This window comes from Leucothrix pacifica (assembly GCF_003172875.1).
GTDB lineage: Bacteria > Pseudomonadota > Gammaproteobacteria > Thiotrichales > Thiotrichaceae > Leucothrix > Leucothrix pacifica.
Map to the genome: position 1 here is coordinate 1 of NZ_QGKM01000057.1, position 7003 is coordinate 7003.

The 7003-nt window shown below is 41.3% G+C and carries 8 protein-coding genes; 2 read left to right on the top strand and 6 right to left on the bottom strand.

Annotation, left to right across the window (positions count from 1 at the left end; all coding sequences use genetic code 11):
* The first annotated feature begins 406 nt into the window (after positions 1–406).
* Positions 407–589 (top strand): hypothetical protein, encoded by a 183-nt coding sequence (locus DKW60_RS17175; protein WP_109838899.1) that lies wholly within the window; start codon positions 407–409, stop codon positions 587–589.
* Here DKW60_RS17175 and DKW60_RS17180 read toward each other — a convergent pair whose 3' ends face one another.
* The 6 genes from DKW60_RS17180 to DKW60_RS17205 all read right to left on the bottom strand — a co-directional run bounded on the left by DKW60_RS17180 (position 590) and on the right by DKW60_RS17205 (position 5389).
* Complete coding sequence (locus DKW60_RS17180) at positions 590–1093, bottom strand: hypothetical protein (protein WP_146203511.1); 504 nt, start codon at positions 1091–1093, stop codon at positions 590–592.
* A gap of 450 nt (positions 1094–1543) precedes the next feature.
* Positions 1544–1951: a hypothetical protein gene (locus DKW60_RS17185; protein WP_109838901.1), complete on the bottom strand. Its 408-nt coding sequence runs from the start codon at positions 1949–1951 to the stop codon at positions 1544–1546.
* Positions 1952–2056: 105 nt separating this feature from the next.
* Entirely contained in the window at positions 2057–2377 is a 321-nt protein-coding gene (locus DKW60_RS17190; protein ID WP_109838902.1) for a type II toxin-antitoxin system YafQ family toxin, read from the bottom strand.
* Positions 2358–2618 carry a type II toxin-antitoxin system RelB/DinJ family antitoxin gene (locus tag DKW60_RS17195; protein WP_109838903.1) on the bottom strand — a complete coding sequence of 87 codons (261 nt, stop codon included), beginning with the start codon at positions 2616–2618 and terminating at the stop codon, positions 2358–2360. Before DKW60_RS17195 ends, DKW60_RS17190 begins: the two co-directional genes overlap by 20 nt.
* Positions 2619–3184: 566 nt before the next feature.
* Complete coding sequence (locus DKW60_RS17200) at positions 3185–4549, bottom strand: hypothetical protein (RefSeq protein ID WP_109838904.1); 1365 nt, start codon at positions 4547–4549, stop codon at positions 3185–3187.
* Positions 4550–4621: 72 nt separating this feature from the next.
* Complete coding sequence (locus DKW60_RS17205) at positions 4622–5389, bottom strand: replication initiation protein (protein ID WP_181389763.1); 768 nt, start codon at positions 5387–5389, stop codon at positions 4622–4624.
* 1229 nt (positions 5390–6618) lie between these two features.
* Here DKW60_RS17205 and DKW60_RS17210 point away from each other — a divergent pair.
* Positions 6619–7002 (top strand): HNH endonuclease, encoded by a 384-nt coding sequence (locus DKW60_RS17210; RefSeq protein ID WP_109838906.1) that lies wholly within the window; start codon positions 6619–6621, stop codon positions 7000–7002.
* Position 7003 lies beyond the last annotated feature (1 nt).

Below are 7003 nucleotides of genomic sequence, written 5' to 3' on the forward strand. Positions count from 1 at the left end.
GGAGCTTCTGTGCGCCTTGCTTTAAAAACTCTGTCAGTGAGTCTGTGGGTGTCCCTAGACTACTTAGGTCGATCACGTTATTGTCTGCCATAGCGGTGTATCCTCTTCGGTTTATTGTCAGTTGTGGTAACTAATAACAAACCAGATACGCCGCTTTTTAGCAAATTCTTTAGACACTACTTTCAATCATAACTCTCAAACAGTAGGTAGTACATGTGTTGAGCATCTTACAAAAGAGGACATTGAATTAGGTAAAAATACGCTATCAGCTTATAAGAAAATTCGCAGTTTTTTAAGGAAAACCATATGGTGTGACAGCATTGATATTCAGGGTAATCGGTGCTTGAAAACTTCACATTTAGGAAAACATATATTTATTTACAAGAGTCATCAAGGATACCGTTTTTTGGTTCGTTCAAACTACGGAAGTAATTTGCATGATCCTGTTGAAAAAGATGGAGTGAACCTGGAGCAAGTAAAAGAGCTATCAAGCATTACCTTGTTTGGTTTGGCCACTAATCTAAAAAAAGACAAGGAGACCTTCCGACGCCTGTATCAAAGCGTCATCAACGATATAAATTCAAATTGACTAATTTGGTAGCCGTATTTGACCCACGTGCTTTTTCCATTGTTCTAATTTAGTAAAACTAGTACCGCGAAGTTGTCGCTTATCATTCGTTTCACAAGCTTGCTGGGGTACGCTATAAGCTTCTGAGATATGCTTTTCAACATGGAGCAATTTCAAAATATCTTCAATGTTTTTCGTGTCGCCAATACCTCCATGAAAACCATTTTTCGGCTCGATGATGTCAATTTCATACGAATCTAGATCTTTTAATATGTCTGGACAATATGCCTGAACCGTTTTAGGAATAGACAAAAATTCAGGTATCCCTTGAAAGCTGTAGTCATCTTTATGACACCATGCCCTGTACAAGAAATCATCTATGTTCCTAACATCTTCCGACGTTGATATTTCCGCATAAAATAAGCCACTAGTATGGTCTCTAATTAGATAATGAATCAGGTGGGTTCTATTCGAATCTTTTAACCTATTGAGGTTTACTTCCATTTTCTTTTTTTGGTATTTCAAGATCCCTGCCCTGGTTACATAGAGATTTTTTGACACACTTACGCTCAACTGATGTAACTGATTTGGGTACTCTGTTCTATATTGATTCATTGACTGATGGCTTAATATTGTCTTAGTTGAGAGGTTGTTATTGTATCAGTTTGTACTTGAAATTAGATACATAACCAAGAAACATAGCTATTTTCGAACTCAGGCCTGCCCAGCTCTGTATTTCCCTGAAAGTGCGACAAATATGCTAAATATGCGAAAAATAGCCGTATATGTGGCCAAATTCATTCAAAAAACGCGATATTTATGCGACAGAAGAGAGACAACGATGCGACGTCTATGCGAATTCTCATGAAATGCTGAAAACGGGCTCAAAATTTAAGATTTAAAGGCGGGGCGGGATACGCATTTTGTATTACAAAATATCTTCACAACCTGATTCAGGTGTCCTAACCGATGACTTTATTCGTCCTTAACATTCCAGAACCGGGTAAACCAGTTTTCACGCTTGACTGGCTTAGGTGGTTCAATCCGCATCAATAAGTTTGCATTCTGTTCTTGTAGCCATTTTTCACGCTGCTCTGATTTATCCAACTGTTCCTTAATTGCTCGAAGCTGTTCCCGCAATAACCTGTTTTCTACCTGTGTTTCAAGTTGTTCGCAGTTGTCTGGAAAGTTGTTCGCGAAACTGTTTTCAGTTGTTCTCTTTCCCAAGTCTGGAAACACCCGAACGAGTTCAGATGTATCTATACATTTTTTTCCTTCTGAGGTCACTGAGGTACTGATAGTGCCATTATTGATGAGTTTATAGAACCTTGTTCGCCCTATTCCAGATTGCCTAATAGCTTCTGATATTGTTACTTGAGCCATGTGTTCACTCTTGTCTCGTTTGTTGTTTTTGAAACTGTTCGCGAACAGTTTCAAAAACAATAGTAACAGAGAATGAATTTCCCAAAACTATGGTCAGGATGAGGTTTAGAACAGCTCAGAATGTGTTCCTGTTCGAACAAAAACGATCATTTCTTGTTTGCCTTTCTTTTCCAGGTAGTAAATTAGCAAGAAGTCACCACCAATATGGCATTCCCTATGGTCTGCCCAGTTCCCTGTTAAAGCATGATCGAGCCATTCTTCCGCTAGTGGTTCATCATTGGCAATGAGTAGCAACATGACTTCTTTGAGCTGCTTCATGTCATAACGGCCAGACTTAGATAGACGTACCCAGTCCTTTTGAAATGCTTTGGTGTAGTCACTTATCCGGGGCAAAGATGCCCTTTTCTCACTTGCTTTCGATGGCATCAAACAGATCTTCCGAGCGATTAAAACGGGCTCTAGTCATGGTTCGCGCTTCTAGCATGGCTGCTTGAGTGTCTGCGTTAGGCACTTGTATCGCAAAGGGGAACGCCTGATCTGCTGCAATACGCGTTAGAAAAACACGCACAGCGTCTGACACTGATAGCCCCATTGATTCTAGTGCTTGGGCAGCATCCTTTTTTAAATCTTCATTCACGCGAACATGAATCATAGTAGTCGTAGCCATTGGAACTATCCTTTTAGTTTTGAGATACATTGTATCTCAAAACTAAAAGTCTTTTCATTAATTCTCAGTAGTGCCCTAGTAGTACTATTCACTCTTTGATCTTGTGTACGCATACACAAAGAGGGCTAATGCTAATAATCCGACAATACCCCAAAACCGCTCACTTGGTGCTGTAAGTAGTGTTGTTATGAGGTCGTTTACCGACTTGATGATGTCAATCATAGTTTACTTCCTTCTTAGCCTAAGAAATTAGTGTATCCGCTGGATAACTACTAATTCTGCTGGTGTTTCCTGAAACATCTATTTTTGAATAAATGCTTGTGGTTCACACCAACACGATTTTTTTCCATTCATATAGTAATTACTGGTTTATAAAGAAATTGGCACCGAGATAGCGTGTAAGTGTGTGGGTTTACATGGTAGGCATTATGAATGGGCAAGCTGAAATAGCTTTTATTATCCATCCAGCAGAACTCATTGCTGGATACGATAAAAAATCTTCTCACCGATTTTTTTGAAAAGCAGACGTTCAGTCGGGCGATCCTATCCGGATCGCCCAACCTGTTTTAGGCTAATACGTGAGAGGCTTTTCCTACTCCTCCGAGTGGTTTAAGGATTCCTTCGTTTGTCGCTTGATCTAACCACCGCTTATGAATCGCCTGCATAGCCATAGGCGTGATGGTCTCTGTTTGACTACCCTTGGCTAGATGATCACTGATAAAACGCTTTGCATCGTTCCTGGTGCATTTGATAGTTTTCGCTTTTACCAGTGCTAACCACTGCAGATACAACTGGTCATCACTGGGTAACCGTACCTCTTCTTCAGCCTCAGCCGTGAGAAGTTCATCAACCGGTTGTGTACCTGACGCGTCAGGTTGTGAATCCACTTTTTCAGGGGTAAGTGAACTACTATTCAAACCAGTTTGACCGGCTAGCATTAGTGCGGCATTGGGGAGGGTATAACCAGACTCTAGCAGTACTGCTAACTGACGGGTGAGTAATCGCGTTTCAGGGACACCCTGAGCGATAAATTCACCGGTGAGTCGGAATAGTAAAGACAGAATATCAAACGCCAAAACGAAGATTAACCACTTCAGATCCCGGGCACGTTCCTCAGAGACATTCAGCAACCAAGCAATCATTCGATCATCAGCCCCGTGTCCGGACTCACTCGCGATACCGCCACCGGTGAGCAGGCCAGCTCGTTGTGTTTCCAAGTCAGCAATCAGTTGCTTGGTGCCAGAGTAGGATTGATTACCTTGATAGTAGGTGAGGGCATTCAACTGGCTTTGTAACTGATCGATCTTGCGTTGATTAGGGTTAATGCATTTGGTCAGGTAGTTAGCAGGGCATCGACTCAAGGCGACTTTAGCATTGGATAGCTGAGTGTTTAACGCTGAAGCCTTTGTACGCTCTTTAGAAGCTCTGGTGCTATCAGCATAGCTTGAAAGGCCGTTTAGCTTGTCTCTAGCGGCCTCAAGCTGTGAATCAATGGCTCTTATTGGTGCACTAGCCGTGGCTTCCTGAGCGGCTTTTCCTGCACCCTCAATGCCGCCATAAAAGGAGCCTGCGAAATAGACCACACTGTATGCTCCTAGTAGCGAGATAACGCCGAATAAGAGCGCAGGGTGATTACGGTCGGTGAAGGCTTTGGACACTGCCGGCACAATACTGGCTTTGGCAACAGCCAGACCGACAAAGCCCAATACAAATATCCAGGTTAGTGGACCGGTGCCATTATTGACACTCCAGTAAATCGCCATAGATCCGGCTAAGAGTTCCAGAGTGAGCGCTGAATACCCTAGCCATGAACGGGACTGGTTTACGTGGCCACGTTGCTGATAAGCAATAAGCGCGAAGAGTAGGGCGATGATACCCAAAGAGACAATCAGTGATTCACTACTGAAAGTAGTGCTAATATTGTTTTGCATTTTTCGACTCCAATTAGTCGTTAGGTGAAGTCCTGTTTCAGTGTTAGAGCACTGGAGCAGGGCGGTTATTGCTTATTTAGTCTGTTTTTTGGCTTCCTCCTTTAGTCGTTTGCCTGCTTGCTCGTAGCTTTCGCCAGGTCTGGCGTTTTTATCAATAAAGTCTTTATCAATTTTGAATAATTCGTGTTGTGGTTCCACTGGGAATTTGAACTCTAGTGATGTCACTTTTCTGCCTTTCTTAAGTGCTGTCCATGTCACTTTAAGGCCATCTTTCAGGCGGATTTCTTTAATTGCCGGCTCTAATACTCTTGCCGTTAGGTTTGTAAACTTAGATCTCATTGATTTTGGGGTATCCATTGAATGGTGGAAGTCATCCAAAGTGATTTTTAAATACCCTGTCTTTTTGAATTGCATAAGTAATTCAAAAAGACGCCATGCGTACTTTGACCGTAAACCTCCAGCGCGACCTAGTTTGTAACTTGTGAATTGCCTTTCTAGTTCAAACAGCATAGGACTTAACTCATGCCAGAAGACAAGTTCAATCACACCCTCGCCTTCCTTGTATGTGGCTCTTCCAACCCATTGCATACGTGTTTCACTTTTACCGTGCCTAAATCTTATATAACGATTCATCAGTTGCTCAGTAGCAATCTTAGCTTCGCCATAAAGTGTTTTTGAAGTGATCCCATATGCACTGGCAAACTCGGTCACATTGACTTCCACCACCATATTTTGAGGTGTGGCGGGAAGCTTGCTATCTAGTTTTGATATCGCAAGCATAAGCAATCGCTTTTCCTGTAGAGAAAGGCCATGAGCTGCCCTTGTCAAAGCATTAGACATACTGACTTGTACCGGTGTGACATCGTGTGTCTGCTGCATTTAAATCTACCTCAAATTTGAAGTAGATTTAAACACAGGAAAGGATTTATTTCTACATTATATTTGATGTAGCCTTTTTACACCCCAAAAATGTAGCTCTAACACCCCAAAAATGTAGCTCTAACACCCCAAAAATGTAGCTCTAACACCCCAAAAATGTAGCTCTAACACCCCAAAAATGTAGCTCTAACACCTCCAGCAGGTAGATAAAATAAGCCTTTCGGGCTGTCTAAAAAGGTTAAAAACATATAAAAACAAAAAACGCGCGCGAACGTATACGAACGTTTGTGGATAAAAATGGATAAAAAAGTTATACTTCACTTATCGATAAAAACAAAAAAAGCCCCCATAAAGGAGGCTTTATTTTGTCGGTAGCTCTATACAAAGCTAGTTAGAAAAGCCAAGAATTCACTTAAATCTGCCAGGATTTCAAATTCTCGGAATGATAACTGGAAGTAAAACACGGCTCGAAAAAGATGCGTTGCCAATTTCAAAATTGATGACAAAACATCGAGCCGTTTCCCCCAGCGTCCAGCATGGTGCTTATTGGCCATATCGACCTTTCGTTGTGGAAAAACCGAAAGGGGGAGCACCTCCCCAAAATCTCTGCCTGAGTATATCATAAGCAACAGAAAAACTAGTGTTCAAAAAACATACAGAGCATTTAAAAAAGCCAATCTTGATATCCACAAGCTGTGGATAACTCCATTATTCAGAGCTACTTACACCACTATATTCTATATAAAATCGGTGTTTTTCCAGTTATTTTCCATATGGCTACTTTCTCAGCATTTTAAGAAAAAAATTAAATTTTTTTCTTTTCTTACAGAAATTTGTAGCTTTCACACCAAAAGAAGAATCATAAATAGAGTATTTTTGCGTAAGTCCTCTCATAAGTACTGATTGATTTACCACACTGACTACAGTGCGCTTAATTAATCGCTAAGACGTTAATTCTGTTTTGCACATAACAATTAGCCCCCCCCCCCTTAAATAACCTTAGCGGCGATTCTGTGAGCTCACAGTACCCGTTTAGATTAAAAGCGGTTTATCATAATGGTGATCGATTTTCTTTCATGCAAAGTATTGAGACTGTTCTTAAATGCTTTCACTGTCATTGGGGAATGCTGCGCAGCGTTATCCGTAGGGGAGACCCCTACACCCCCGAATCCACTAAGGGGCCACAAATAATGACTAAAGTTAACCTTCTGTATTCTGCAAAAGAATGGCATAGATTTTCTGAAAACATTAAAAAAAGAGACAAAGGAATATGCCTAAAATGCAACCGAGGATCACCAGATGTAGTATTGCAAGTACATCATGAGGTTTATAAAGAGGGTCGAAAGCCATGGGAATATAATAGTTCAGATTGCATAACACTTTGCAGTGGGTGCCATGCGAGAGAACACGGTCTGATAGAACCTACTAAAGGCTGGTCTTTGCTATCTATAAATGATCTTGGTGGTTTGGATGGCCATTGCGAAAAGAAAGGTTGTGGGAATGCTATTCGCTATGAATATCTAACTTATCATCCTAAGTGGGGGTATCAAACAGTGAGCTATGGTCAAGAGTAGT

Excerpts from the sequence above, each read along its gene's own strand:
- DKW60_RS17185 (WP_109838901.1), bottom strand. The coding sequence starts at position 1,951 with ATGGCTCAAGTAACAATATCAGAAGCTATTAGGCAATCTGGAATAGGG.
- DKW60_RS17190 (WP_109838902.1), bottom strand. The coding sequence starts at position 2,377 with ATGCCATCGAAAGCAAGTGAGAAAAGGGCATCTTTGCCCCGGATAAGT.
- DKW60_RS17195 (WP_109838903.1), bottom strand. The coding sequence starts at position 2,618 with ATGGCTACGACTACTATGATTCATGTTCGCGTGAATGAAGATTTAAAA.
- DKW60_RS17200 (WP_109838904.1), bottom strand. The coding sequence starts at position 4,549 with ATGCAAAACAATATTAGCACTACTTTCAGTAGTGAATCACTGATTGTC.
- DKW60_RS17205 (WP_181389763.1), bottom strand. The coding sequence starts at position 5,389 with ATGTCTAATGCTTTGACAAGGGCAGCTCATGGCCTTTCTCTACAGGAA.
- DKW60_RS17210 (WP_109838906.1), top strand. The coding sequence starts at position 6,619 with ATGACTAAAGTTAACCTTCTGTATTCTGCAAAAGAATGGCATAGATTT.